Annotated in this window: 1 protein-coding gene; it reads left to right on the plus strand. The window is 43.8% G+C overall.

The features are described 5' to 3' along the window. Window positions 1-516: 516 nt before the first annotated feature. A complete protein-coding gene (locus tag DXB43_RS13390; protein WP_117831243.1) occupies window positions 517-1,284 on the plus strand; it encodes an ABC transporter ATP-binding protein in 768 nt (255 codons plus the stop codon). Window positions 1,285-1,422 lie beyond the last annotated feature (138 nt).

Genomic DNA, 1,422 nt, shown 5'->3' on the forward strand with positions numbered 1-1,422 from the left:
AAATCGAGGTTATACTAATATATGCAAAGAAAAATTAAAGTCCTCATGGTTTGCCACGGCAGTGTTTAATGGATGCTGTGAAAGCCTAGGCTTTAAAGGATTTTTTGATGATTGACGAATAATTTACACCTTATTTATACCTTTGGAAGACCGGATCGGAATAATAGAGAAATAAAGAAATAGATAAATATAACAGGAAGCAATTTTGTCATATTGGAAATAATTAAAATTTGCTGAACCGTGTTGATTTTATTGATTGAGTATAATAAAAGTAAGAACAGAAACTTCCATGTTTGAAGCGGTTACCAGAATTGACAAAGAAATGCAAGTTAGCCAATCCGGTAGTCCAGCATATTTTTTCATTGTCACCCGACGTTTTTACAAAACATATACTTATTCCGCTTGATGCGTCATTCTTGTTCTGAAAACAGGAACAGAATCCTTACAGCGACTGTAAGTGTTATTTATTGTGCTTCTGTGCTATCATTTACCCAGAAATGGATAGGAGGCATTCACATGAAACCAATTTTGAATATTGAAAATCTTACCAAAGTCTATGGGACGTTGCCAAACCAGACGAGAGCACTGAACGGAATCACTTTTCAGGTCATGCCGGGAGAGTTTCTCGGTATTATGGGAAGCAGTGGTTCCGGCAAATCCACGCTTCTCAACTGTATTGCAACTGTGATTCAGCCTACAGGTGGAAGCATTCAGGTGGAGGGAGATACTCTGCAATCCCTCAAGGAAAAGGCTCTTGCCGAGTACCGTGGCAAAGAAGTTGGTTATCTATTCCAGAACTTTGAATTGCTGGACAACCTGACTGGCAGGGAAAATATCCTGCTCCCGACTTCCTTGCATGGGGTAGCCGAAACAGAAAGCAGCCAGCGGCTGAAGCAGTTGGCTGACTATCTGGAAATTTCTGATGTTCTGGATAAGTTTCCGTCCAAGATGTCCGGTGGCCAGCGTCAGCGTGTTGCGGCAGCAAGGGCTCTGATCTTACATCCCCAAATGATCCTTGCCGATGAACCGACGGGTGCGCTGGATTCTAAGAACGCAAGAAGTCTTATGGAGAAGCTGTCCGGCCTGAATCGTGACGAACAAGCTACGATCCTGATGGTAACCCATGATTCCAATGCCGCCAGCTTCTGTAAGCGCATCCTGTTCATCCAGGATGGCGTGATCTTTCATGAGCTTCGGCGTGGAGACGAAAGCCAGCAGGAGTTCTACGGGCACATCCTGAAGGTGATGGCGCAACTGGGAGGGGGCAGCGCAAATGTTCTCTAATCTCATTCTTCGGAACAGTCGCCGCAGCCGAAAGGAAAACGGTCTGTTTTTCAGCTCCCTGGTGATTTCTATTGTTGCATTTTACATGATTCTTTCCATCTCCACTCAAGATGTGATGCTCTTTTTGCAGAAAATGGA

The organism is Roseburia sp. OM04-10BH, assembly GCF_003462605.1.
Classification (GTDB): domain Bacteria; phylum Bacillota; class Clostridia; order Lachnospirales; family Lachnospiraceae; genus Roseburia_C; species Roseburia_C amylophila.

What these genes read in the sequence shown, in the direction of transcription:
- DXB43_RS13390 (WP_117831243.1), top strand. Translation starts at nt 517, where the DNA reads ATGAAACCAATTTTGAATATTGAAAATCTTACCAAAGTCTATGGGACG.